The following is a 24487-nucleotide window of genomic DNA, read 5'->3' as shown; positions in this document are numbered from 1 at the left end:
ATTCAACCGCAGCGATGGGCGCTCCGGGGCGCCCCCGTGCAGCGCGGACCGCTCAGGTGAGCCGGACGATCATCTTGCCGACGTTCTCGCCGCGGAGCATGCCGAGGAACCCGTCGACGGCGTGGTCGATGCCGTCCACGAACGTCTCCGCGACCTGCACCCGGCCCTCGCGCAGCCAGCCGGTCATCTCCTCGACGAACGCCTCCCGCCGGCCCCAGTGGTCGAGGACCAGGAAGCCCTGCATCGTGATCCGCTTGCTGATGAGCAGCGTCAGGTTGCGGATGCCGGTCGCGTCGGGATTGTTGTACTGCGAGATCGCGCCGCAGATGGCGACCCGCCCGTGCAGGTTCATCCGGAACAGCGCCGCCTCCAGCTGCTCGCCGCCGACGTTGTCGAAGAACACGTCGATGCCGTCGGGCGTGAGCTGCTTGAGCTGGGTGCGGATCGAGCCGTCCTTGTAGTTGAACGCCGCGTCGAAGCCGAGCTCGTCGACGAGATACCGGACCTTCTCCGCCGACCCCGCTGACCCGATGACCAGCCGCGCGCCGCGCAGCCGGGCGATCTGCCCGACGAGGGTGCCGACGGCCCCGGCGGCGCCGGAGACGAAGACCGTCTCGTCGGGCCGCATCTTCGCGACGTCGAGGAGGCCGGCGTACGCCGTGAGCCCCGGCATCCCGAGGACACCCAGGTACGCCGAAGCGGGCGCGACGGTGGTGTCCACGACCCGCGTGTGCCGGGCGTCGAGCAGCGCGTACTCGCGCCAGCCGAGGCCGTGCAGGACGCTGTCGCCGACGGCGACGTCCGGGCTCTGCGACGCGACGACGGTGCCGACCGCGCCGCCCTCCAACGGCGCGTCGAGCTGGAACGGCGCCACGTAGGACGGCACGTCGTTCATCCGGCCGCGCATCGCCGGGTCGACCGACATGACCTCGTTGCGCACGAGGACCTGACCGGGGCCGGGCGCCGGCAGCTCCTCGGTGACGAGCCGGAAGTCCTCCGGCGCCGGGAAGCCGGTCGGCCGGGCCGCGAGCTGCCAGACCTTGCCGCTGGTGGTCACGCGACCTCCAGCCGCACGTCGATGTTACCGCGGGTCGCGTTGGAGTAGGGGCACACCTGGTGCGCCGCGTCGACGAGCTGCCGGGCGGCGGCCGGGTCGACCCCGGGCAGGGTGACGGTCAGCGTGACGTCGAGGCCGAACCCGCCGCTGCCGTTGGGGCCGATGCCGACCCGGGCGTTGACCTGGCTGCCGTCGACGGACGCCTTGGCGCGGCGGGCGGCGATCCGCAGGGCGCTGTGGAAGCAGGCCGCGTAGCCGGCCGCGAACAGCTGCTCGGGGTTGGTCGCCCCGCCGGCGCCGCCCATCTCCTTCGGCACCGCGACGTCGACGTCGATGATGCCGTCGGAGCTGGTGACGTGGCCGTCGCGGCCGTCACCGGTGGCGGTGACGTCAGCGGTGTACAGGACTGCCATCAGGGATGTCTCCTTGCGGGTCGCTGGGTTCGGTCAGTTCGGTCAGGGCCGTGGTGAGGCGCACCAGGGTCTCCCGGAGCGCGTCGAGCTCACCGGCGCCGAGGCCGCCGTCGCAGACGAGCCGGGCGGGGACGGCGCGGGCGCGGTCGCGCAGGGCGCCGCCCGCCTCGGTGAGCCGGATGATGACGGACCGCTCGTCGTCGGTGCGCCGCGCCCGCGCCACGAGGCCGGCCGCCTCCAGGCGCTTGAGCAGCGGCGACAGCGTGCTGGAGTCGAGCCGCAGCGCGGCGCCGAGCTCCTTGACGGTCCGCGCGTCCCGCTCCCACAGCACGAGTAGGACCAGGTACTGCGGGTATGTGACGCCCAGCTCGTCGAGCAGTGGACGGTAGCGCGCGGTGACGGCCCGCGAGGCCGTGTACAGCGCGAAACACACCTGCTGGTCAAGTGCCAGGACGTCCCTCACCACCGAAACGTAGCACACTATTCAGTCGCGCACGATCTAAATGCACCGCGGAAGGTCCAGGCGGCATACTCCTGGCATGCGTCGCCCGGCCCAACGGCACACGGTGCGGTGGTTCGCGGTGGCCTCCGCGGCCGCCGCACCGGTCCTGCTCATCGGCGGCTGGGCCCTCGCCGCCGCGCTGCAGCCCGCGGGCTTCGACCCGCTGCGCGACACCATCAGCGCCCTCGCCGGGCACGGCGCCGCGCACCGCTGGGTGATGACCGTGGCCCTGCTCGGCGTCGGCGCCTGCCACTGCGTCACCACCCTCGGCCTGCGCCCGCTCGCGACCCCGGCCAGGCTCATGCTCGCCGCCGGCGGCGTCGCCACGGTCCTCGTCGCCGCGTTCCCGTTGCCGCGCACCGGCTCGTCCGGGGCGCATCAGCTGGCGGCGACGCTCGCGTTCGCCTGCCTCGCGGTGTGGCCCGCGCTCAGCCGGGTCCCGGGCGGCGCACCCCAGCCGGTCCCGCCGGCGCTGATGCGGGCCGGGGCGGTGGGGCTGGTCATCCTCGTCGCGCTCTTCTGCGCAGCGCTCGCCGCAGGTGTACTGGTAGGGCTCGCGGAACGGCTCGCCGCCGGCGCCCAGTCGCTCTGGCCTTTGACAACGGTCATCGCCCTCCGCCGGGGAGCCGCGGTCAGCGGCCCGAGGTGATCAGGTCGGCCGCCTTCTCCGCGACCATGTAGACCGGCGCCATCGTGTGCCCCCGGTTGATCGCCGGCAGCACGGAGGCGTCCACGACCCGCAGCCCGGCCAGCCCTCGCACCCGCAGCGACGGGTCGACCACCGCGTCGTCGCCGGTGCCCATCCGGCAGGTGCCGACCGGGTGGTACAGCGTCTCGCAGTTGCCGCGGATCGACTCGGCGAGCCCGTCGTCGTCGAGGACCCCGGCGTACGGCGCCATCGGCGCACCGACGAACGGCGCCAGCGCCGGGGACCGGGCCAGGCGTTCGGCGACCCGTACCCCCCAGATCAGCCGGCGCAGGTCGGCCTCGTCACCGAGGTAACCCGGCTCGATCACCGGTGGCGTGGCGGCCGTCGGCCCGGCGATGCCGACCGTGCCGCGGCTGCGCGGCTGCAGCAGCACCACGCCGATGGTCAGCCCGTGCCCGGGCGGCGGCACCATCCCGTGCTCGACGAACGGCACCGGCGCGAAGATCAGCTCGATCTCCGGCGGGGTGCCGCGGTCCGGGGCGATGAACGCGACCGCCTCGGCGACGTTCGACGACAGCATGCCGGTCCGGCCGAACAGGTAGCGCGCGACGCTGCCGAGCGACTCCGCGGCGAACATCGTGATCGGCTGCGGGCACGTCACGATGATGCCCGTGGACAGGTGGTCCTGCAGGTTCGCCCCGACGCCGGGCAGTTCGTGGACCGGCTCGACCCCGCCGGCCCGCACCGCGGCCGGGTCGCCGATGCCGGACAGCAGCAGGATCTGCGGCGTGTTCACCGCGCCGGCGCACAGCAGCACCTCCCCCGACTCCACGGCGAGCGTGTACGCCCCGTGCGCATCCATCAGGCTCTCGCGGGCTCCGGCCGCACGCTCTCGGGCTTGTCGAATCTGTGGAGGCGTGAGCGGAGCGATCCTCGTTCGGTCTGTCGTCGGCGCGGCGACAGGGTCCACGTCGGCCGTGGAAGTGCCATCGGCGACTGAGCCCCAGATGTTTGCGCCCGGTCCGATTGCCTCGATCACGCCGCACCTCCCGCGCTCCACCGGAGCGAGCCATCGTCACTGACCGTTGAGAAGGCCCGCTCCTCCCGGCGCATCCCCTGCAACACGATGCGGACCGCGGTGCGAGTGGAGTTCATCCGCTCGGCAACCTGTCGGGCGCTCAATGGCGTATCAGCGCTCGCGAGGATGCGCTCCACCTTGGCGGCGACCGCGACGTACGCATACGGCGTCATGCGGTTCATGGTTGTGTGCCCTCCTGTTAGGCGAGAACGATCTTCGTTGAGTTGGACCCAGCGCCAAGCAGGCCAGCCCTGATGCCGGGCTTCACGATGTTGGGCAGATTCGTGGCGCGCACGCCCAAAAGCTTTGCCAGTTCGCCACGCCGGAACGTGGCCACGCCGCCCGCTGCCCGCATCCTGGCGACATCGAGAAGCCGCGCGAGATGCTCACCGCCGCCCAGGGGGCGACCACCCCGGTTCCTCGCCCTCTGGAACGTCACCGGCTCGACGTAGGGCAGAATCTCCAGGCGCGAGCGTGCCCGCGATGCTCCGACGTACCAGTGCCTATTGCGTAGGTCCTGCGGAAGCCACAGCTCATCGGCCCAGTCGGCAACGAGTACCACGTGGTCCCATTCGAGCCCCTGTGATGACCACACGGTCCCAAACTTGCCGAAGCCGGCGGCCACAGCGACACCGGGCCGCGCCAGGGCCTGTGCGGCGATCTCGTACGACTTGAACTCGTTCCATCGACCCTTGTCCGGCTCGATCCCGTGTGGCACGAGCCACTCCGGGGGGTCGTCCCTGTACCAGCGAAAGCCCGTCATCAGCATCGGTAGCTCGATTTCGCGCCCGTCCACGGTGCCGACCACGGCGGTCAGGATGTCGTCGGAGCCTTCCCTCGGCTGCGGATTGCCGCAGACCTCCAGGACGTTTACCAGTTCGTTCCGTAGCAGCCCGAGCGTGTCGTCGCGGGCGAGGATGCGCACCGCGTCACCGGGAACGGGCCGCGCCTGCGGCAACCCAAGCCGAAGCCGTAGCCCTTCGTTCATGCGCACACGGGTTTCATGCTTGAACATCAGCACCGCGCCAGCCGCCTGCATCGACTCGACGTTGAGTCGATCAACGCCACGGAACGTGATGCCCTCGGCGGTGTCCTGGCCCGTCTCCAGCGCCTCCAGCGCCGTATAGACGACGTCGTGGATGCGACTCCCTACGGGAAAGCGGTGCTGCGCGGTGAGCCGGTGCACGGCGGCGGGCAGGTTGAACATGCCCGACAGCCCTTCCCCGACAGGCGGAAGCTGGTACGGGTCGCCGGTGTAGATCTGCCTCGCGAACGAGGCTTGGGCAGCGGCGGCATGCGCGTCAACCAGGTCTTTGCCGTACATGCCGATCTCGTCGTGGATGACCGTGTGGTGCCCGGCATACGAGACGCCCTTCGGCGGGAACCAGAGTCGTCCATCGCTGGTCGTGGCGGGGAACGTCAGAAAGCTGTGCGCTGTCTGGGCTTGCCACCCCATCGACCGCCAGTTCGCCGCCTGGCGCTGCGTCGGCGCCAGCACGAGGACACCCTCCGGCCCGCCGACGTACTCGCGGGCTGAGTGCGACTTCCCGGTGCCGGGTGGACCCTGGAAACTCGTTGCGACGGGCGTCCTACTGAGATCCGTCGGTGTCCTGGCGAGCTTCCCGGACAGGCGTACCAGCGCCATCTCAGCCTGCCAGGCGTGAGGCGCAGACCGGGCCGATCCCGGCAGTGATCGACTTCTCGTCGTCCAGTCGGCGACCGCAGACGACGCAACAGCCGTACTTCTGGCCGAGGCGAGCGGCCTCCCTGGCGGTCAGGACGGCGAGCCCGGCAATGCGACTGATCAGGCCCTGGGCGTACACCCAACGGCCGGTGCGCTTGTAGAGGTCGACCTCCAGGACCTGGGCGTACTTGCGGGAGCCTTCGCGATTCCACTTGACCCACACAATCTCGTCGGCGCCGTACAGGTAGTAGCCGACCTGAATGGTGTTGAAGTCGATGCCGGAGCGGTTCGGCTGCCGATTGGCGGGCCGGTCCAGGTCTCGCTGAAGTCGTGTAAGCGCCATTCTCTCGCCCTCTATCGCTAGCCTCGGCATGGCCGAGTGCGTTTTCCCGACGCCCAATCGGATAGCGGGTGCATGTTGAGATTCGGCTACCAGCCGATAGACACTGGCGAAGCGGAGGTACGCCACCTCGTCGCGATTACCGCAGCCATGGCGAACGCGGCCCCCCTCGACGGTCTTGAACCCGTCAGCGTCGACCGTACAGCGCAACCCGGACACGAGTTCCGGCGAAGCCTTGGGAAGTTAATCGAAAGGCCGGGGAGAGGCTCCAGGAGCCGAAGTTAATCGGAAACCCCGGTATAGAGACTCCGCCCTCCAGGAGACGGAGTTCTTAATCAAGAACCCCGGGTATAGGCATGGAGGGGGTAAGGGGGTGGTGCTCGCTTCGCTCCCACCACCTCTAGGTACCTGCGACGGAGGGGTAATGGGTTGTATCGTTCGAATTACTGGTTGCCCAGCCACACGACCCTTGCCCCTTACGGGGCATAACTGGTTACTAATTGCTGGTTACACGGTTATTGCCCCTTACGGGGCAAACTGGTTACTTGGTTACACGATCGCTGGGCTATTTTGGCGCACCGATACAGCTTCCGTCGCGGAACGCGTCTCGTGTCGGTGAGCGGCCTCACAGGTGTGAGAGCAGTGTCATTGCGACAGCACGAAGCAGCCCCGGCCGCTCGGAACACCTGCGACCGGGACTGCTCTTGCCAACGGTGTAACCATGGACTGTGCGGTCCCTTGGTGTCGACAGCATCAAGGGACCGTGCCCGGCGCTTACGCGTCGACCACCAACCGACAGAAGGCCGGCGGGCTTGTGAACCCGAAGCACGCTGCGGCGAAGTTCGTATCTGGCGACTTGGGCACCGCCAGAATCCCAACTCCGTCGAAGACGTAGATCTCGCCCGGGATCTCCCGGCCCTCGACCGCCAGGGTCGCCGGCTCGCCCGCACTGTCGATCAGCGACATGACGCGCTGCGTTGCGGACTGAACGGTCTCCCCGGCGTGTGTTTCGAGGGGCTGGATGAAGGCCAGTGCTGCCATTCGCGTCAGGTAGCTCGAATCCTGCGCCATTGCGGCCGGATCGAAGGACCACACAACGAAACCGGGTGACATTTCATCCCCCCGTTCAAGTGGTGGCCTCCCACGGACAACAGACACGCCGTCAATTGCGTCGGCCGAGTCGATCGTGCTTCCGAGTTGACTGTCGCGCGGCAAATCCGTCACCACGTCCCACACGGGAAAGTCGATCTCAGCCGAATGCGGGCCGAAGGTAAATCTCATTGCCCCACCTTACGTGCCCGCCTTGTAGGTGTTACGTGACGAGATCCTTGCGGTGCGAGCCGTAGCCCTGCGGCCCACTGGAGTAGGTGTAGAGCTGCCAGGTGCCGTGGATGCAGGTGCAGCCCGTCCAGTGCGTCGGGTACGTGCATGACGTGCTGTTGAGGCACGTGTTGTGGTCTTCACCGGCGAGGGTGTTGTTCGGGTAGTACAGGTAGGCATCGATCGTGATCGTGCCTCGGCTCCACCCGACCGTGACGCCGGTCCACTGGACGGTGGTGCCGTTGGTGCTCAGGAAGCCCTGGGTACTGATGCCGGGCGGGTCTCCGAGCAGACCCTGCTTCCGCTTCTCGTTGTCCGCGTCGATGCGGAGCTTCAGATCCTTGCCGCTGAGTTCCCGGATCGGCTTCGTCATGTACGCGGGTTCAGCCTTCGCGTCCACGCTGCCGCCGACCGGGCTAGCGGTGGCCGGCACGCCGACGAGGGTGGCACCGAGCATCAGCCCGGCGAGCACCGCGCATAGCCTTCGTTTCAACATCCGTTCCTCCCGTACCTCATCCGAGCGATTCCGTCGGAGTTGGGAAGAACATTAGCCAGACATTCACATATGTCAATAGACCGTAGTTGCGCGATTTGAATCGAATTTCGGGCACACGGAATTGGGGAACGGCGTTGATTTCACGCGCGCCCAGAAAAGGCCCGGCCGCCCCTGGAAGTGCAGTTGGCCGGGCCTTTCCCCCGTTGCAGGCGTCGCTCGCGACAAGCTGTACCTGCGCGGGTTGTCGGACGGCGTCAGAGTCCATGTCTTGACGCCGCCCTGCTTTGGATGGTGCGGACGGCGAGCGCCCAGCAGGAACTAGGTGAAGTCCGTCACCGCGTGCCCCTTGCCAGCGCTCGGGTTGCGGCGTCTCGGAGGACGAAAACCGAGCGCTCGATGCCGCGATTACCATTCCAGAGAATCTGCGTTCCGGTGATCTCCAACCAACCTGGCATCGCCGTGCTCATGCTGGCCGCAGTGACGCGGAGTTGGAGGGCGCCGAGCCGTAGAGGTACTCCGCCTCCGGCAAGTTCAGGATGTCGCCAGCCTTGACCGGCAGGCTCTGGTCACTCACGCCGCAGCCACCCTCAGTTTCCAGGCACGGGGTGCCGGCCCGCCACGCGCTGCGGTGGACACTCTGCCGCCGCCGAACCAGTCGACCGGCGACCAGGCAACCCGACACTGGTCGGCCGGCGAAGCCGGCGTGCGCCTCGGCAGTCGAGCCGCGTCATGAAAGGACTTGCCCGCCCGGCCTCGCGCGTCACAGGGCCAGGCGTTTCCGCACTCCATGCACCGGCCGAAACACTCGGGACTGGTGCGGTGATCGTCGATGACTGCCTGCGCAGCATCCAGGACGGCACTGGAGCCAACCCGTGCATGCGACATGAATGCCTCCACTCTGCGCGCTTAAGTGGGGGCTCCGGCTGCAACCGGACGCCCCCATTCCCAGATCGCTGAACCCTCGAAAGGCCGTACCGGGAGTCGATGCGGGGCGTGAGCCCCACGTGACGTTGACGTTATGAGCCGAGGCGAGCGCAGGGGAACGATGTTTCTCGAAGTTGCTCGGCGGTTCAGGCGTCAAGCGCCGTGATCGCGTCGGTGATGATCCGGCGGGCGGCCGATCCAACGACGGCCATTGAGGACAGCTCCACGAACCATCGGGCATAAACGGCGACTTCGCGTGGCTGCGTAACAGTGAGCTGCGCCGAGGGCGTCTCCACAATGACCCGCTCGTCGTCGTAGATCCAGAACCCCGGACTGGCCCACATGGTCCGGTCCGCATCGCGGGGGATGACGCCGACGCTCACGTTTGGCAGCACCGCGACGGTGATGAGGTGGGCGAGCTGGGCCGCCATCATGTCCGTGTCACCGATGCGAGCGTGAAGCGCGTTCTCTTCGAGCACCACGGCGAACGTATGGTCCCCGGCGTGCACAACGCGCTGCCGGTCCATTCGTGCCCGGACGGCGTTCTCCAGGTCGTCGGGTATGCCGTTGAACTCGATGATGCGACGCATGCGTGCCCTGGCGTACTCGGCTGTCTGGAATAGCCCGGGGATCACTCCCGCCTCGTAAATGCGGAACTGCCGCGTGCGCTCCCACAGTGGCACGAAGGAGTCTTGGAAGCGGCGAAGGCCCGTGCGTTGGAGACGTCGAAGCTCAACCCACATGCCTTCGACGGCGTGACGCGTGGCGACCAGGTCGGCGGCTTGGTCCGTGGCGCCGACATGCTGACACCACGTTCGGATGTCGTCGATGCTGGGCGCTTGGCGAGCATGCTCGATCTTGCTGACCTTCGACCGCGGCCAACCCGCGCGCCTGGCGAGATCGATGGCCGAGACTCTGGCATCAGCTCGGATCTCGCGCAGGCGCGCGGCGAGGGCGGCGCGTGCTTCGCCGATCGCGGGGGTTGGTTCGTTGGGCAAGGTGCGGGCTCAGGCGGGACGGTAGTTGCTGTGGTCGACCGCGCGAGCCCATGCCGTTTCGAATGAGTCGAGGCAGAAGGCGATCACGCCTGGATCGTCGTTCGGCTGCACGCCGAGCCACTCACCGTCGCCGCCAGAGAGGTTGAACAACAGCGCATCATCGATGAGCCAAAAGTCGTTGCCGGGGAGCCTGAGATCGGATGCTTGATCGCGCGACAGCCAGCGCACGGCCTCACCCGCAGCAAGGTTGGCGAGCGGCGTGACCTCGTACTCGTAGCGGACGTACTCCGTGATCGGCTCTGAGACGATGCGCAATCGGCGGATGTCCGCGCCGTTCTCCACGAGGGGCGCCAGCAGTGCCCGCCATTCGGCGTCGGCCTCGGCCCGCCCTTCGGTGCTGCCGGCCTTCCAGGCGTCAAACCGAGCCGTGCGGGCGTACGTGTCGCGCATTTCCAGGTGCAGAGCGCGACGCTTGCCCGCCAACAGCAGGTCAGCCAGCTTCGGCAGCGCCATGACCACCGCTCACCTCCGGGAATACAGGCATCAGCCGCTTGGGGATGCGGATCAGGGTCTCATGCGCGGGGATGTCGCCGATCTGGGCAAGGGTTGTAGGGTCGTCGATCCTCCACCCTTGAACGACGTAGGTGTCTCCGTCCTCCCAGACGGTCGGCGATTGCCCCCCATCGGAAGCGGGGTCTTTTCCGAGGTAACGCAGTGCCATGGTGGCCTCCCTTGACAACCGGTGTCGACCTTGTAGCCCGAGTGTGCGTGGAGGCGGAGCCCGGAGCAAGACTTGTTTCTCAAAGTTTCTCGATACCGCGCATAACCGTTCCTGCGGCACGTCGCCGGGAGCGGAATTCGTTCAAGGGATCGCCGTTTAGGCACAAAGACAGTTATTACAGCGCGTAACCGCCGATTTCGGCCGCTTGAGAGCCCTCACGGGGAGAGATCATTTGCCGGTGTCCCGAGATGCCTACGGAGGGGGCGTTTGGCGCTCTACGCGCCTGCTGGAGCTGCGGTTGCGCGCCTCAGATCGGCCCTGAAACCTGCGCTGAATGCGAGGCGCCATCAGTGGTTGGCCTGATGACGCATTGATGGGGGTCACACCCCCCTCCTCTGTGGACAGTCGCTAGAACCGTTGCCACATAAGGGTTTCAGCCGATCCACATTGGACGAGGTTGGTACACCGTCCACAGTGGAATCGTTGCTGTATAAGGGTTGTAGCGCTGGTCCACAGTGGAGTGTCCACATTGGATCGCGCATCGGTGCTGTTCACTGCGTCGTGCGACGGTACCCGCGCTTCGCATGGCCTACCCGGACCGACTAGGCATGAGCCGACGTACAGGCCGGAGAGCTGGAGCGGAGTACCCGCAAGCATACAGCCCTCTAGCCCGCTGTGCTGCACGCTGGCGACCTAAAGTACCGGACCGGTACCCATTGTACCGGACCGGTACCCACCCCCTAGGGGATGCGGCACGGAGGCTCTACACAGCATTCTAGACGCGCCTTACTGTAGGGAGCTGTGCAAGTCAAGGGCTTGCCGACAATCTCACATTTTCAGTAACTCTGCTTGACACGACAGGTCGACGTAGTAGCGCAGCACGATCGCGGCCCGCTCCCGCCGGGTCAGCGACTGCAGCGCGGCGACGAGCGCGGCCCTGTCCTCGACCGCGCCGTGCCCGCCGTCGTGCCCCGTGCCCTCGGCGGGCAGGTCGGCGCGGGGCTGCTCCCGCCACGGGCGCCGGCGCAGCCAGTCGGTGTGCAGGTTGACCATGACCCGCCGGGCGTAGCTCAGCGCGTCGTCGTGCCGGACCCGGTGCCACGCGCCGTACGTGCGGATCAGCGTGGTCTGCGCGAGGTCCTGCGGCTGCTCGGCGTGGCCGGTCAGCAGCCAGCCGAGCCGCAGCAACGGTTGGGTCGCCGCCGCGGCGAACTCGTCGAAGTCGCGCATACCCCCTACTACGAGGCCGGTGCGCCGAAGGTTGAGAGCTTCGCCGGATTCGCGACCCGGAGCCGCTCGAACGCGGTCCGCAGCACGTACCCGGCGCGCTGCGGCGTCAGGCGCTCCATCAGGCGCAGGACCGCGATCGGGGGCCGCGCCACCACCCTGGTCAGGTAGCGGCGCGGCTCGGCGATCTCCGGCCGGTCGGCCCGGGTCCGCCGCGGGTACGCCAGGCCGCGCAGCATCCGCCGGTGCTCGAGGAACGCCCCGGTCATCCGGTCGGCGGCTGGGTCCTGGTCGGCACGGCGAGGCGGTTCCACACGTTGATCGTCGCAATGACCATGAGCAGGTCGGCGACGCCCTTGGTGCCGTAGTGCTCGACGGCGGTGTCCCACACGTCGTCCGGCACGCCGTGCTCACCCAGCCGGGTGACGTGGTCGGTGAGGTCGAGCGCGGCGCGCTCCTTGTCGTCGAAGAACGGCCCTTCCCGCCACGCCGAGACGGCGAACAGCTTGCGGCTGTCCTCGCCGTCGGCGAGCGCCTCCCGGCTGTGCATGTCGACGCAGAACGAGCACCCGTTCAGGATCGACGCCCGCAGCTTGAGCAGGTGCAGCAGGGCCGGGTCGACGTGCGCCCGGATGTACTTCTCCAGGCCGAGGACCACCTGGTACGCCTCTGGGTTGATTTCGCTGAGCGACAGTCGTTGGTTCATGGGAAGAGGACGGGACAGCCCACCTGGAACGTGACACTTCCGGGCCACCGGTGCTGTGGCGTAGGACACCCTTTGCACAGGACTAAGGTTCGACGGTGTGGACACCACCCGCACCCCGTCCGGCTGGCGGCACCTGCCGCCGCCCGCCAGGGCGATCGCGACCGCCGCCTCGGCCGCCGTGGAGGCGGCCCAGGGCCGCGACAAGGAGGCCTACGACGCCGCCGTCGAGCAGCTCGCCGCGCTCGACGCCGAGCAGGTCGGCCTGGTCCTCGGCGCCGTCGTGCGCACCCTGCTGGAGGACCGGCACCCCGACGGCCTCGACGGCGACGACGTGCGCGCCGCGCTCGAGCACGCGGTCCGCTCCGCCGCGCAGTGGCAGGACGTCGACCCGCAGGTCATGGTCGTGCTGCTGGTCGGCGCCCTCGGCGTCCAGGACGACGGCGACGACGAGGGCCGCCCGTCCCCGCAGGCCCTGGCGAGGCACACCCCGCTGCTGCTGGTCGACCTGCTGCAGGCGCGGCCGTTCGCGCGGTACCTGCAGGCCGCGTTCACCGAGATCGAGCGGGCCCAGACCCAGGACGGGTGACACCCGCCGGGCGGGTCAGCGGAACAGTTGCAGGTGCAGCTGGAACGCGACCTCGCTGTGCCGGATCGCCGGCGGGCGCAGGGCGAGCAGCTGGCGCTCCAGGACGACCTGCAGCTCGCGGGGCGGTGCCTCGGGGCGGGCCATGATGCGCACCGCGACCGGCCGGGACGGGCCGAGGCGGAACTCGACCATGAGCTCCTCGGTGCCGTGCCGCACGCCGGTGAAGGCCCGGTCGACGATGCCCCTGGCCCGGTCGATGAAGTCGCCGAGTTCGGCCGCGGTCGTGGCCCGGCGCACCTGCTCCTCCGGCGTGAGCAGCACGATCCGGCCCCGGTCCACGTGCCGCAGCTCACGGCCCACGGCGTCGGGTCCGGAGCGGCCGGTGTCCTCGGCCGGTGGCGGGCGGTAGATGGTGAGCTCGCCGGTGCGGTACCGATCGGCGGCGGCCTGCGCGGCCACGGCCGGGACAGCCGGGACAGCCGTCAGGCCGGACCCGGACCGGCCGTCGACCCCCAGGTCCACCCCCACCGGGAGTGCGGGCAGCGGCGCGGCCTGCGTGCCCGGCCCCGGCCGGACCGCCTGCACCGGCCGCGACGCGGGGCCCCGCCGCGGCTCCAGCCGCAGCGCGATGGTCCTGACCGCGCCGGCCGGCAGGCCGATCTCGATCGGGCGGCCGGCCTCGACGGCCTGGCGGAGGCGGGCGTACATGGCGCCGGTCAGCAGCACCGCGAAGCCGTCCTCGATCTGCCGGGCGGTCGGCTCCAGGGTGCCCCGGACCAGGAGCAGGAAGTTGCAGCCGATCCGGGTGGACCGCTCGCCGCCGGGCGCGACGATCGCGGCGGGTCCCTGCTGGCCGGGCGCCCACACGTACGTCTGCGGGACGTCGGCGAGGCCGGGCAGGAACGCGCACACGTCGGCGGCCTCGCGCAGCGCCTCCTCGAACGCCTCCAGCTCCTCGTCGGCGCCGCCGATGTAGGAGGTCGCGTCGCCCGCGGTGATCGTCAGCTCGAGCCGGTCGCCGATGTGCACGACCCGCAGGAACGGCAGGTTGTACGCGGGCGCCTTGGACAGCATCGTCGCGGCGCGGAACTCGGTGTCGTCGACGACCGGGGCGCGGCCGGGGCGGAACCAATACGGATGGGGGTAGTACCGCTCCTGCGCGCCGAGCAGCGACAGCACCCGCGCGTGCCCGAACCGCTGCACCACCGCGGTCTCGCCGGCCAGCAGCGGCAGCGCGACCAGCGGCGGCCGCTCGAACCTGACCGTCGACGGGATGTCCTCCGGGGCCGCGGCGTACACGAACCCGGTCACCCGCCCGTCGATGTCGATGCCGGGCTGGTTGAAGACGCTGACGTCGCCGGCCTCCACCAGCCGGCCCTCGGCGGCGAGCCGGTGGACGGTGCGGGCCATGGTCAGCGGGTACCCGGGCGCCGGGGTGCCGGTGCGGATCACGGCGAAGACCATCTCCCGCTGGCCGTGCCGCTCCAGGCCCTCGGTGGTGTACAGCAGTGCGGGCAGCATGCCGGAAGCCGTGCGGATGCCACCCTCGTCGATGGCGACCGACAGCTGCCGGGGGATGAGGACCTCCCGGCCGACGGGTAACGCGGAGCCCACGGGGCCGATCATCGCATCCGCGCGCAACAGTTGACCTTGGGCGAACGCGGCCGCCGGTACCGGCGGCGCCCGCCGCACCGCACGGTGAGGGTGGCGCTGTGCCGCGTGGGCGGCGACGATGGTGTGATGCGGATGACGTCGGAGCCGCCCGCCGAGTACGTCGCATTCGTCTCCCGGCACCTGGAGCCGCTGCGGCGCGACGCCGTGCGCGTCGTCGGTGCCGAGGAGGACGCGGATCACCTGTACGCCGACGTCCTCACCGACGTCGCGACCCGGTGGGGCTGGCTGGAGCTGCAACGCACCCGGCTCGGCCACGAGGACGCCGCCGACGACTTCCTCAGCCGCGTGTTCGCCCGCCGGTCCGAGCGGTTCTTCATGGCCGAGGACGGGCCCGGCGCCGACGACCACGAGATCCAGGTGACGCCGTGGCACCCGGACGAGCCGCCGCCGGCGCGCCGGGTGTACGTCAGCACCGCGGTCCGGCTCGCGCCGATGCTCGTGCCCAAGCGCAGGAACAGCCTGTTCGTCGCCGGGCCGGCCTGCGAGGCGGCGATCGCGTGGTGGCACGCGTACGAGACGATCCGCCGGCGCCGGCTGGCCTACGTCGGGTTCGTGGCGCTCGCCCTGCTGATGGCCCTGGCGAACGTCACCGCGCCCCCGCCCGGAGGCTGACCGCGCGGGACGGGACGTCACCGCGCCCCCGCCGGGAGGCCGACCGCGCGGGACGTGACGCATCCCACCTTCCCTCCGGGCCGGCGGCGCCCTCGCCGGGCGGGCCGCCGTTGCGCCTGCTCCCGCTGTTCCCGCCGGGACCGGTGACGGTCCGGCCGGACCTGCCGGAGGGGGTTGACACCGGCGCCCGCCTCAGTCCGGTTGACGGATCCTGCTAGTGTCCGCCGAAGGCCGGTTGGGGGTGACATGAGCATGACGACACGCGTCGCGGGACGCTCGGCGCGGCACGACGCCGCGCATCGCCGGATCGCGGCGGCTGCGCTGGCCGTTGCCGTCGGCGCCGGCCTGGCGGGCGCGCTCGTCGCCGCCCGGCCCGCGCACGCCGTGACCACCGAGGCCGACATCGAGGCGAAGGTGAGGGACGGTTCGATCCAGGGCAAGGCCGGCGAGAAGGCCTCCGTCGGCTACCAGGTGGAGAACCACGGCAAGATCGACGTCGCGGTCGCCATCACGATCAGAGTGCCGGGCAACGCGCAGATCGAGTCCGCCGGCTCGTGCACCGTGGCGGACAGCCGCACCGCGGCCACCTGCCAGGCGACCCTGAAGGCCGGCGCGAGCGCCAACGGCTCGATCCGGCTCCTGCTGCGCAGCGGCGGGGAGGGCGAGGGCACCATCAGCGCCCGGTTCGCCGCCAACCAGAAGGTCACCGACCCCCGGCCCGGCAACAATGACGACAAGTTCAAGCTGCGGGTCACCGGCGCCAGCGCCAGCGCGTCGAAGTCCACCCGCGCGTCGCGCAGCGCCTCCGCCGAGCCGACCGGCACGTCCGACGAGGTCATCGCCCCGCCGGAGGCCGGCAACGGCGCGATCCCGCGCGCCGACCCGACGACGAAGCCCGTCAGCGACAGCGGCGGCCTCGGGTTCGGGTTCTGGATCGGCGTGATCGCCATCGTCGCCGCGCTCGGCCTCGTCGGCAGCCTGTTCTACTTCCGCCGCAAGGACCGGCTCGAGCCGGACACGGGCGTGTTCCACCTGCCCGGCGCCGGTCAGGACCGCCCGACGTCGGTGATCACCCCCGGCGTGTACGGGTCACCGGCGCCCCCCTCGTACCAGGGCGGACCCGGCTACGGCGGCCAGGGCGCGCCCGGCGGCTCGAACGTGTACGGCGCACCGCCCGCCCCGCCGCCGCCGCCCGGCATCCCCCCGGCGCCCGGCTCGAACGACCAGACCATCCTGATGCGCCGCCCCGACGACCTGTAACCCGGCCGGACGGGTGTGACCGCCCCGGCGGTCGGACGGCCCGGGCACGTGGCCGACGGCGCGGGTCAGTCCGGCAGCGCGTCCATCGCCCGGTAGATGCGCACGTCGGAGATCGGGTACGCGGTGCCGAGCGCCTGGGCGAACAGCCCCACCCGCAGCTCCTCGATCATCCAGCGGATCTCGCGCAGCTGCGGGCTCATCGGCATGCTCGCCACCAGCTGGTCGTACTCGCGCTGCACCTCCTGCACGGTCAGCATCCGGTCGCGGTCGCGGGCGGTGTCCGTCGGCACCTTCTCCAGGCGCCGCTCGATGCCGCGCAGGTACCGCTCGATGTCCGGGAGGCGCTGCCAGCCGGTGGCGGTCACGAAGCCGCGGTGCACCAGCCGCCCCAGCTGCCCGCGCATGTCGGTCAGGGCGGGCAGCAGCAGCGGGTTCTTCGTGCGGGCGAGGCGCTGCTCGACGTCGTGGGCGGCGGCGAGGATCCGCTGCACGTTGCCGACCACGTCGAGGGTCAGGTCGACCAGGTCGGCGCGGACCTTGTCGCGCAGCTTCGCGAACGCCTCGCCGTCCCACACCGGGCCGCCGGCGTCGGCCATGAGCTGGTCGACGGCGCACGCGGCACAGTCGTCGAGCAGGTCGACGGCGTTGCGGTGCGGGTTGCGGCTCAGCGCGAGCTTCGCCTCGTTGGACAGCCGGCCCTGCACGAACTTCGCCGCCGGCGGCAGCGTGAGCAGCAGCAGGCGGCGGGTGCCGACCCACATCTCGTGCGCCTGCCGGGCGGGCAGGTCGAACGCCTTCACCGCGACCGACGTGCCCTCGTCGACGATCGCCGGGTACACGGTGATCGTGTGCCCGGCGACGGTCCGCGACAGGCTGCGCGGCAGGGTGCCGAAGTCCCAGGTGGTGCTGCCGGACGTGGTGACCTCGGTCGCAGCCTCGGCGACGGTCTCCTGGACCTTCGGCGCCAGCCGGGCGCGCAGCTCGGGGAGGCTCTTGCTCTCGGCGAGGACCGCGCCGGCGTCGTCGACGATCCGGAACGACATCTTCAGGTGCTCCGGCACCCGGGTCAGGTCCCACGCGTCGCGGGGCACCGTCACGCCGGTCAGCCGGCGCAGCTCGCGCTCCAGCGCGTCCAGCAGGTGCCCGTCGCGGACCGGCAGGCCGGCGAGCGCGTCGCGGGCCGTGTCGGGCGCCGGGACGAAGTTGCGCCGCAGCGCCTTCGGCAGCGACTTGATGAGGGCGGTGACGAGCTCCTCGCGCAGGCCCGGCACCTGCCAGCTGAAGTCGGCGTCGCGGACCCGGCCGAGCAGCGGCAGTCCGATGTGGACGGTCACCCCGTCGGCGTCGGTGCCGGGCTCGAACTGGTACGTCAGCGCGAACCGCTGCCCGTCCTGCTCCCAGGCGTCCGGGTACTGGTCCTTGGCGACGCCGCCCGCGCGGTCGTTGACCAGCATCGCCGGGTCGAAGGTCAGCAGCTCGGGCTGGTCCCGGCGGGTCTGCTTCCACCAGCTGTCGAAGTGCCGGCCGGAGACGACGTCCTCGCCGATGCGCTTGTCGTAGAACTCGAACAGGGTCTCGTCGTCGACGAGGATGTCGCGGCGGCGGGCCCGGTGCTCGAGCTCCTCGACCTCCTCCAGGAGCCGCCGGTTCTCGGCGAAGAACGCGTGGTGGGTGTCCCAGTCGCCCTCGACCAGCGCATGGCGGATGAACAGCTCGCGGGACAGCGCCGGGTCGATCCGGCCGTAGTTGACCTTCCGGGAGCTGACGATCGGCACGCCGTACAGCGTGACCTTCTCCATCGCCATCACGGCCGCCGGTTTCTTCTCCCAGTGCGGCTCGCTGTAGGTGCGCTTGACGAGGTGCTGCGCGAGCGGCTCGATCCACTCCGGCTCGATGCGGGCCGCGACCCGCGCCCACAGCCTGGTCGTCTCGACCAGCTCCGCCGCCATCACCCAGCGGGGCGTCTTGCGGAACAGTGCCGAGCCGGGGAAGACCGCGAACCTGGCGCCCCGGGCACCGAGGTACTCGTGCTTCTCCGCGTCCTTCAGCCCGACGTGCGACAGCAGCCCGGCCAGCAGCGACACGTGGATGTTGTACGGCGCCGCGGGCTCCTCGTTGGGCACCACGTCCATGCCGCGCAGGACTGAGCGCAGCTGGCTGTAGATGTCCTGCCACTCGCGGACCCGCAGGTAGTTGAGGAACTCGGCCCGGCACAGCTTGCGGAACTGGTTGCTGGACAGCTCCTTCTGCTTCTCCTGCAGGTAGTTCCAGAGGTTGACGTACCCGAGGAAGTCGGAGTCCTTGTCGGCGAACCGGGCGTGCTGCTGCTGCGCCTGCGCCTGCTTGTCGACGGGCCGCTCGCGCGGGTCCTGGATCGACAGCGCGGCGGTGATGACCATGACCTCGCGGACGCAGCCGTTGCGCTCGGCCTCCAGCACCATCCGGGCCAGGCGTGGGTCGACCGGCAGCTGCGACAGCCGCCGGCCGAGGGCGGTGAGCCGCTGCCCGCTCTCCAGCGCGCCGAGCTCCTCCAGCAGCTGCACGCCCGCGGTGACGTTGCGGCGGTCCGGCGGGTCGATGAACGGGAACGCGGCCAGGTCGCCGAGGCCGAGCGAGATCATCTGCAGGATGACGGAGGCGAGGTTGGTCCGCAGGATCTCCGGGTCGGTGAACTCCGGGCGGCTGTCGAAGTCCTCCTCGCTGTACAGCCGGATGCACACACCGTCGGAGGTGCGGCCGCAGCGGCCCTTGCGCTGGTTGGCCGAGGCCTGGGACACCGGCTCGATCGGCAGGCGCTGCACCTTCAGGCGGTGGCTGTACCGCGAGATGCGGGCGGTGCCGGGGTCGATCACGTACTTGATGCCGGGGACCGTCAGCGACGTCTCGGCGACGTTGGTGGCCAGCACGACCCGGCGGCCGGGGTGCGGCTGGAAGACCCGGTGCTGCTCGGCGAACGACAGCCGGGCGAACAGCGGCAGGATCTCGGTGTTGCGCAGGTCGAGCTTGGCGAGGGCGTCGGCGGTGTCACGGATCTCCCGCTCGCCGCTGAGGAACACCAGGATGTCGCCGGGCCCCTCGGCCTGCAGCTCCTCGACGGCGTCGCAGATCGCGTCGGTCTGGTCCCGCTCCTCCTCACCCTCGTCGGGCGCCTCGATCGGGCGGTACCGGACCTCGACCGGGTAGGTGCGGCCGGACACCTCGATGATCGGGGCGTCGCCGAAGTGCCGGGAGAACCGCTCCGGGTCGATGGTCGCCGAGGTGATGATGATTTTGAGGTCGGGCCGCCTGGGCAGCAGCTGCTTGAGGTACCCGAGCAGGAAGTCGATGTTGAGGCTGCGCTCGTGCGCCTCGTCGATGATCAGCGTGTCGTACTGCCGCAGGAGGCGGTCCTGCTGCATCTCGGCGAGCAGGATGCCGTCCGTCATGATCTTGACCATCGTCTGGTCGCCGGACTGGTCGGAGAAGCGGACCTTGAACCCGACGACCGCGCCGAGCTCGGTGCCGAGCTCCTCCGCGACGCGCTCCGCCACCGTCCGCGCCGCGATGCGCCGTGGCTGCGTGTGCCCGATCTGGCCGGTGACGCCGCGGCCCAGCTCGAGACAGATCTTCGGCAGCTGGGTGGTCTTGCCCGACCCCGTCTCACCGGCGACGATCACCACCTGGTGGTCGCGGATCGCGGCGAGGATGTCGTCCTTGCGCTGGCTGACCGGCAGTTGCTCCGGATAGGTGACCTTCGGCAGGCCGGCGCGGCGGGCCGCGACCCGCTGCTCGGCGCGCTCCACGTCGGCGCGGATGGCCTCGGCGATCGCCTGCGCGTGCGGCGACTTCTTCGCCCCCTCGATCCGCCGGCGCAGCCGGTGCTGGTCCTGCGGCATCAGCCCGGTCAGGCGGGTGCGCAGCTCGCGCAGGACGGTGAGGTCCGGCCCGTCGGGGCGCTCCTGGGCGGCGGTGGCCTGGTCCCGGCGGGGTCGCCGGTTCGGCCCTTTTCCGCTCCTCCGGCCGGACGAGCCGGCCGCTGCCTGCGCCGCTGCCGTGGCCGGTGGATCGGTGGCGGGCCCGCCGCCCTCGGTGCGGGGCTCGGTCTGGCTGGAGGGCAGGGGCACGTCAGACATAACGCTCGCAAGGATAGGCACGCGTCGCCGCGATTGCCCGGTGATTTTCCGCTACCGGGACCTTCCGGACGGTGAAACCGGCCGCCGCGGGGCTGGAGGTGGCTCGGCAGATCGTCACTGCTGCCACTACCGTCACATCCATGCCCTCCCCGAGCAGACCCGCCGCGCCCGCGAAGCCCAGGCCGCCGAAGGCCCTGGAGCTGGCGACCGTCGACGAGGACGACCTCCGCGACGAAGGCACCTTCACCGGGCTCGGCTTCTACGACCTGGAGCTGACCGGGCGGTCGGCCAAGGGCGCCGAGTTCCGCCAGTGCCGCTTCAACCGTACCGACCTCAGCGGCACGGCGTTCGTCAAGGTGTCACTGACCGACTGCCTGGTCGAGAGCTCGAACTTCGCCAACCTGCACGGTGACCAGTCCACGCTGCTGCGGGTGGCGGTCAGGGACTCGCGGCTGACGGGCCTGCAGTGGCTCGACGGCGTGCTGCGCGACGTGACGCTGCGCGGCTGCCGGATCGACCTGTCGGTGTTTCGCGCCACGAAGTTCGGCGCGGTCCTCTTCGAGGACTGCAACCTCGCCGGCGCGGACTTCACCGGCGCCGACCTCACCGGTGCCACCTTCACCCGCTGCGACCTGACCGGCGCCCAGTTCTCCGCTGCCACGATGACCGGCGCCCGCCTGGAGCACTGCGAGCTGTCCGGCATCGGCGGCGTGACCAGCCTCGCCGGCGCCACCGTCAGCACCGCCGACCTGGTCTCGCTGTCCCACGCCCTGGCCGCCGCCCTGGACATCACGATCGCCGACGACCCCGGCCGGGCCGGCGCCGAGGCCCGGTAGCCGGGGCTACCGGGGCCAGCCGAGCCCGGGCGCGACGCGGCTGGTGGAGCGGCGGGCGGTCACCTCGATCTCGATCCGCATCCGCGGGTCGGACAGGCCGCACACCTGCATCGTCGCGGCGGGGCGGACGTCGCCGAGCCACTCGCGCAGGACCGGCCAGCAGGGTTCGAAGTCGGCGGCGGCGGGCAGCAGGTAGCGCACCCGCACGATGTCCCCGACGCCGGCGCCGGCCTCGCGCAAGGCGGCGTCGATGTTGGCCCAGCACTGCCGGGCCTGGGCCACCACGTCGTCGGAGATCGTCATCGTCGCGTAGTCGAAGCCGGTGGTGCCCGAGACGTGCACCCAGTCACCGTCGACGACCGCCCGCGAGTACCCGATCTCCCGCTCGAACGTGGAACCGCTGGAGATCAACCGCCGCTCACCCATGCCGCCCACGGTAGTGGATCACCGGCGGCTGCCCACGGTCCCCGGTCGCGGCGCCGCCGCTGGCATGCTTGTCCGCATGGCGTCGACAGTGCACGGGGGTGGCCGCCCGAGCCGGGCGGACCTGGCCGCCGCGGTGGACAAGGTGCTCCCGGACGTCATCGCGCCGGGCCTCGACGTGCTGCTCTGCGGGATCAACCCAGGCCTGTGGTCGGCGGCGACCGGGCACCACTTCGCCCGCCCCGGCAACCGGTTCTGGCCCGCGCTGCACCGTGGCGGGTTCACCCCGCGGCAGCTGCGGCCGGACGAGCAGGACCTGCTCATCGGGTACGGCCTGGGCATCACCAACCTGGCCGCCAGGGCCACGGCGCGGGCGGACGAGCTGACCCGCGACGAGCTGACCGCCGGCGGGGCGGTCCTGCGCGAGAAGGTCGAGCGGTTCGCGCCGGCCTGGCTGGCGGTGCTCGGCGTGACCGCGTTCCGCACCGCGTTCGGCGCGCAGCGGGTCACGGTCGGCCCGCAGGACGGCGGGTTCGGCGGCGCGCGGCTGTGGATCCTGCCCAACCCGAGCGGCCTCAACGCCCACTTCACGCTGGACGCCCTCGCCGCCGAGTTCGCCGCGCTGCGGCAGGCGGTCACCGACGGCGCGGAGCCCGGCTCGCCGGCCGTCGCCTACGAGGCGGGCCCCAGCTCGCCGCCGGGCCCCTCGAACCGGGCGGCCCGCTCCCGCAGCAGCTGACCGAACAGCCCGCTCGGCTGGCCGCAGTCGGCGCACACGAAGTTGTCGTCGAGCCGTGGCCCGCCGCAGTGGTCGCACGACCCGCGGTCCCTCGGGTCCTGGTACGCCCGCAGCGCCTCCACGAACGCCCGCGCCGTCCCCGGCGACAGCCGCACCGGCGCCGCGGCACCGACCCGCATCTCGACGCCGTCCGCCGGGCCCGCACCGGGCGCCCCGACCGCGGGCCCGTCGAACACGCCGACCCTGCGCACGAACTCGTCCAGTGCCCGCCCGACGTCACCGGCCATCGTCATCCGGCGACCCTAGCCCAGGGCACGCTCACCGCAGCAGGAGGTTGACGTCGCCGAACTCGTGCCAGAGGTACGCGTGCCCGATCGCCTCGGTGTAGCAGCGGGCGAGCAGGTCCCGGTCGACGACCGCGGCGAGCAGGTCCAGGTGTGACGCCTTCGGCTCGTGCAGGCCGGTGAGCAGCCCGTCGACGGCCCGGACCCCGCGCTGCGGCGTGACGACCAGATCGGTCCAGCCCTCACCGGGGTCGACCCGGCCGTCCGGGCCGGCGACCGTTTCGAGGGCGCGGACGGCCGTCGTGCCCACCGCGACGACCCTCCCGCCGGCCGCCTGGGTGTCGTTGACCAGCCGCGCGGTGCTGGGCGGCACGCGGAACCACTCCGGGTACGGCCGCTCGTGCGCCTCCGGCGACGCGACCCCGGTGTGCAGCACCAGCGGGGCGATCTGCACCCCCGCCGCCACCAGGCGGGTGACGACCCGGTCGGTGAACGGCCGCGCCGCGCTCGGCATCTCGGCGCTGCCCGGCTGGGTGGCGAACACCGTCTGGTACGCCTCGATCGGCCACCGCCGCCGCACGTACGGGTAGCGGATCGGCTGGCCGTACCGCTGCAGGAACTCCACGACGGGGGTACCTGTGCGCACGGAGGCGAACCACAGCCTGCCCCGCGTGTAGGGCTCCTCGAGCGTGACGGTGCCGCCGCCGGGCAGCCGCAGCGGGCCGGGCCGGCCGGGGTGCGGGCCGAGGTCGGGGCCACGGATCTCGACCAGCCAGCGGTCGTCGGCGAGCCGGGTCGAGAAGTGCACGCGCAACGGGGTACCGGCGACCGCCACCGACGCGGGCAGGGTCCCGGACGTGTTGACGACCAGCAGGTCGCCGGCGCGCAGCAGGCCGGGCAGGTCGGTGAAGCGGTGATGGGTGACCGTGGTGCCCTGCCCGGCGAGCAGCCGCACGCCGTCGCGGGCGGTCCCCCGCGCCTCGGGCGGCTCGTGCGCCTCCAGCGCGGGCGGCAGCTCGAAGTCCAGCGGCGCCCGGCCGGTCCCGGGCTCCAGCGGCACCCGGCCGGTCCCGGAGTCCAGCGGCACCCGGCCGGTGCCGAGTTCCAACGCGGTCACAGCCGCACCCGCCCGGACCCGGGCCGGGTGGTGACGAGGTCGACGAACGCCGGGGCCACCGTCTCGGGCAGCGGCCGGTCGCTGATGTCCTCGCCGGGGAACGCCTCGGCATGCATCTGGGTGCGCAGGTCGCCGGGGTCGACCCACCAGACCCGCAGGCCCGGCTCCTCGACGGCGAGCACGTTGCTGGCCTGTTCGGCGGCGGCCTTGGCGGCGCCGTAACCGCCCCAGCCCGCGTACGCCTCGACCGCCGCGTCGGAGGTGACGGTGACGACGGCGCCCTCGTACCTGCGCAGCGCCGGCAACGCCAGCTGGGTCAGCGCCAGCGGCGCGAGCACGTTGACCTCGAACACGTCGCGCAGCGTCGCGAGCGGATAGTCCGCCAGGGGCGGCTGCGGGCTGGGCCCGAGGATGCCGGCGTTGTTGACGAGCAGGTCGAGCCGGCCGGTGCCGAGCGCCGCGTCGACGAGTGCGGCCCGGTGTGCCGGGTCGGTGACGTCCCCGGGCACCCGCACGACGCCGGGCGGGAGCCCGTCGGCCGGGTCGCCGGCGGTGGTCAGGGTGCGGCCGTCGACGACGACGGTCCAGCCGGCCGTGGCGAGGGCCGCGGTGAGCGCCCGTCCGAGTCCGCGGGAGGCGCCGGTGATGATCGCTGTTGGCATGTTTCCGACGCTATGCAGCGCCCGGGCTGCCGCCATCGGGCCGCGGACGGGCGGCCGCCCGGGTATT

27 protein-coding genes are annotated in these 24487 nt (G+C 71.1%); 6 read left to right on the top strand and 21 right to left on the bottom strand.

Annotation, left to right across the window (positions count from 1 at the left end):
- Positions 1-52: 52 nt before the first annotated feature.
- The 3 genes from AB0H83_RS02190 to AB0H83_RS02180 are packed head-to-tail and all read right to left on the bottom strand — an operon-like array spanning position 53 to position 1933.
- Entirely contained in the window at positions 53-1057 is a 1005-nt protein-coding gene (locus AB0H83_RS02190) for an NADP-dependent oxidoreductase (RefSeq protein WP_360085402.1), read from the bottom strand.
- Positions 1054-1470, bottom strand: coding sequence for an organic hydroperoxide resistance protein (locus tag AB0H83_RS02185; RefSeq protein WP_360085399.1), 417 nt, complete (start codon positions 1468-1470; stop codon positions 1054-1056). The genes AB0H83_RS02190 and AB0H83_RS02185 overlap by 4 nt, the downstream gene beginning before the upstream one ends.
- Positions 1448-1933: a MarR family transcriptional regulator gene (locus AB0H83_RS02180; protein ID WP_360085396.1), complete on the bottom strand. Its 486-nt coding sequence runs from the start codon at positions 1931-1933 to the stop codon at positions 1448-1450. Before AB0H83_RS02180 ends, AB0H83_RS02185 begins: the two co-directional genes overlap by 23 nt.
- Before the next feature lie 76 nt (positions 1934-2009).
- On the opposite strand from AB0H83_RS02180, the gene AB0H83_RS02175 reads away from it, so the two are divergent.
- Entirely contained in the window at positions 2010-2621 is a 612-nt protein-coding gene (locus AB0H83_RS02175; RefSeq protein WP_360085393.1) for a DUF998 domain-containing protein, read from the top strand.
- On the opposite strand, the gene AB0H83_RS02170 is transcribed toward AB0H83_RS02175, so the two are convergent.
- From AB0H83_RS02170 to AB0H83_RS02115, 12 genes are all read right to left on the bottom strand, one after another.
- Entirely contained in the window at positions 2605-3591 is a 987-nt protein-coding gene (locus AB0H83_RS02170) for a GMC oxidoreductase (RefSeq protein ID WP_360085390.1), read from the bottom strand. The genes AB0H83_RS02175 and AB0H83_RS02170 overlap by 17 nt on opposite strands.
- Positions 3592-3656: 65 nt before the next feature.
- Positions 3657-3881 carry a hypothetical protein gene (locus AB0H83_RS02165; protein WP_360085387.1) on the bottom strand — a complete coding sequence of 75 codons (225 nt, stop codon included), beginning with the start codon at positions 3879-3881 and terminating at the stop codon, positions 3657-3659.
- 17 nt (positions 3882-3898) lie between these two features.
- Positions 3899-5344 carry an AAA family ATPase gene (locus AB0H83_RS02160; protein WP_360085384.1) on the bottom strand — a complete coding sequence of 482 codons (1446 nt, stop codon included), beginning with the start codon at positions 5342-5344 and terminating at the stop codon, positions 3899-3901.
- 1 nt (position 5345) lies between these two features.
- Positions 5346-5726, bottom strand: coding sequence for a DUF6011 domain-containing protein (locus tag AB0H83_RS02155; RefSeq protein WP_360085381.1), 381 nt, complete (start codon positions 5724-5726; stop codon positions 5346-5348).
- A 771-nt stretch (positions 5727-6497) separates the two neighbouring features.
- Complete coding sequence (locus AB0H83_RS02150) at positions 6498-7004, bottom strand: hypothetical protein (RefSeq protein ID WP_360085378.1); 507 nt, start codon at positions 7002-7004, stop codon at positions 6498-6500.
- A gap of 31 nt (positions 7005-7035) precedes the next feature.
- The gene (locus AB0H83_RS02145) at positions 7036-7539 is read right to left on the bottom strand and encodes a hypothetical protein (protein ID WP_360085375.1); all 504 of its coding nucleotides are present in this window, start codon (positions 7537-7539) and stop codon (positions 7036-7038) included.
- Positions 7540-8609: 1070 nt separating this feature from the next.
- Entirely contained in the window at positions 8610-9461 is an 852-nt protein-coding gene (locus AB0H83_RS02140) for a helix-turn-helix transcriptional regulator (RefSeq protein ID WP_360085372.1), read from the bottom strand.
- A gap of 9 nt (positions 9462-9470) precedes the next feature.
- On the bottom strand, positions 9471-9974 hold the full coding sequence (locus tag AB0H83_RS02135) for a DUF6879 family protein (RefSeq protein WP_360085369.1): 504 nt from the start codon (positions 9972-9974) through the stop codon (positions 9471-9473).
- Positions 9952-10182 (bottom strand): hypothetical protein, encoded by a 231-nt coding sequence (locus tag AB0H83_RS02130; RefSeq protein ID WP_360085366.1) that lies wholly within the window; start codon positions 10180-10182, stop codon positions 9952-9954. Before AB0H83_RS02130 ends, AB0H83_RS02135 begins: the two co-directional genes overlap by 23 nt.
- 828 nt (positions 10183-11010) lie before the next feature.
- Positions 11011-11412, bottom strand: a complete 402-nt coding sequence (locus tag AB0H83_RS02125) for a sigma factor (protein WP_360085363.1) — start codon at positions 11410-11412, stop codon at positions 11011-11013.
- Positions 11413-11420: 8 nt separating this feature from the next.
- Positions 11421-11678, bottom strand: a complete 258-nt coding sequence (locus tag AB0H83_RS02120) for a hypothetical protein (protein ID WP_360085360.1) — start codon at positions 11676-11678, stop codon at positions 11421-11423.
- Positions 11675-12115 carry a carboxymuconolactone decarboxylase family protein gene (locus AB0H83_RS02115; RefSeq protein ID WP_360085357.1) on the bottom strand — a complete coding sequence of 147 codons (441 nt, stop codon included), beginning with the start codon at positions 12113-12115 and terminating at the stop codon, positions 11675-11677. The genes AB0H83_RS02120 and AB0H83_RS02115 overlap by 4 nt, the downstream gene beginning before the upstream one ends.
- Before the next feature lie 97 nt (positions 12116-12212).
- Between AB0H83_RS02115 and AB0H83_RS02110 the strand changes: the two genes are divergently transcribed.
- Entirely contained in the window at positions 12213-12701 is a 489-nt protein-coding gene (locus tag AB0H83_RS02110; protein ID WP_360085354.1) for a hypothetical protein, read from the top strand.
- 15 nt (positions 12702-12716) lie between these two features.
- On the opposite strand, the gene AB0H83_RS02105 is transcribed toward AB0H83_RS02110, so the two are convergent.
- Entirely contained in the window at positions 12717-14315 is a 1599-nt protein-coding gene (locus tag AB0H83_RS02105) for a hypothetical protein (protein ID WP_360085351.1), read from the bottom strand.
- Between the two features lie 126 nt (positions 14316-14441).
- Here AB0H83_RS02105 and AB0H83_RS02100 point away from each other — a divergent pair, with 126 nt between their 5' ends.
- On the top strand, positions 14442-14987 hold the full coding sequence (locus AB0H83_RS02100; protein WP_360085348.1) for a hypothetical protein: 546 nt from the start codon (positions 14442-14444) through the stop codon (positions 14985-14987).
- Between the two features lie 252 nt (positions 14988-15239).
- Positions 15240-16247, top strand: coding sequence for a hypothetical protein (locus AB0H83_RS02095; protein WP_360085345.1), 1008 nt, complete (start codon positions 15240-15242; stop codon positions 16245-16247).
- 65 nt (positions 16248-16312) lie between these two features.
- On the opposite strand, the gene hrpA is transcribed toward AB0H83_RS02095, so the two are convergent.
- Positions 16313-20359: an ATP-dependent RNA helicase HrpA gene (gene hrpA / locus AB0H83_RS02090; RefSeq protein ID WP_360085342.1), complete on the bottom strand. Its 4047-nt coding sequence runs from the start codon at positions 20357-20359 to the stop codon at positions 16313-16315.
- 140 nt (positions 20360-20499) lie between these two features.
- On the opposite strand from hrpA, the gene AB0H83_RS02085 reads away from it, so the two are divergent.
- Entirely contained in the window at positions 20500-21195 is a 696-nt protein-coding gene (locus AB0H83_RS02085; RefSeq protein WP_360085339.1) for a pentapeptide repeat-containing protein, read from the top strand.
- A 6-nt stretch (positions 21196-21201) separates the two neighbouring features.
- On the opposite strand, the gene AB0H83_RS02080 is transcribed toward AB0H83_RS02085, so the two are convergent.
- On the bottom strand, positions 21202-21621 hold the full coding sequence (locus AB0H83_RS02080) for a RidA family protein (RefSeq protein WP_360085336.1): 420 nt from the start codon (positions 21619-21621) through the stop codon (positions 21202-21204).
- A 76-nt stretch (positions 21622-21697) separates the two neighbouring features.
- Here AB0H83_RS02080 and mug point away from each other — a divergent pair, with 76 nt between their 5' ends.
- Positions 21698-22357, top strand: a complete 660-nt coding sequence (gene mug, locus AB0H83_RS02075) for a G/U mismatch-specific DNA glycosylase (protein WP_360085333.1) — start codon at positions 21698-21700, stop codon at positions 22355-22357.
- Here mug and AB0H83_RS02070 read toward each other — a convergent pair.
- The 3 genes from AB0H83_RS02070 to AB0H83_RS02060 are packed head-to-tail and all read right to left on the bottom strand — an operon-like array spanning position 22291 to position 24420.
- Positions 22291-22650 (bottom strand): hypothetical protein, encoded by a 360-nt coding sequence (locus AB0H83_RS02070; protein WP_360085330.1) that lies wholly within the window; start codon positions 22648-22650, stop codon positions 22291-22293. The genes mug and AB0H83_RS02070 overlap by 67 nt on opposite strands.
- A 25-nt stretch (positions 22651-22675) precedes the next feature.
- The gene (locus AB0H83_RS02065; RefSeq protein WP_360085327.1) at positions 22676-23758 is read right to left on the bottom strand and encodes an S-adenosylmethionine:tRNA ribosyltransferase-isomerase; all 1083 of its coding nucleotides are present in this window, start codon (positions 23756-23758) and stop codon (positions 22676-22678) included.
- Entirely contained in the window at positions 23755-24420 is a 666-nt protein-coding gene (locus AB0H83_RS02060) for an SDR family oxidoreductase (RefSeq protein WP_360085324.1), read from the bottom strand. Before AB0H83_RS02060 ends, AB0H83_RS02065 begins: the two co-directional genes overlap by 4 nt.
- Positions 24421-24487: the final 67 nt, after the last annotated feature.

The organism is Dactylosporangium sp. NPDC050688, from assembly GCF_040654515.1.
Lineage (GTDB): Bacteria > Actinomycetota > Actinomycetes > Mycobacteriales > Micromonosporaceae > Dactylosporangium.
Note: the sequence above shows the minus strand (reverse complement) of the source record. Positions and strands in the feature narration are given on the sequence as shown.